The 219-nt window shown below is 58.9% G+C and carries 1 protein-coding gene; it reads right to left on the bottom strand.

The window, feature by feature from the left end; genetic code table 11:
* Window positions 1-219, bottom strand: a 219-nt coding sequence (locus P0D80_RS51820; protein ID WP_408296864.1) for a transposase, incomplete at both ends; no start/stop codon positions are given.

Genomic DNA, 219 nt, shown 5'->3' on the forward strand with positions numbered 1-219 from the left:
TCATTCCGTCAAACATCGAAGTGAGCTTTTCCGGGGCGCGGATGCGCCGCCACGATTCTTCGGCCGACTCGATCAGCTTGAATGCGAGGCCCAGAAAGGTCGCACGCGATACACCGTTGCGCGTGCGCTTCGTACGATGACGTACCGTCGCGAAGGTCGATTCGATCGGGTTCGTGGTGCGCAGATGCTGCCAATGTTCGGCCGGGAAATCGTAAAACG

The organism is Paraburkholderia sp. RL17-373-BIF-A (assembly GCF_046030175.1).
GTDB lineage: Bacteria > Pseudomonadota > Gammaproteobacteria > Burkholderiales > Burkholderiaceae > Paraburkholderia.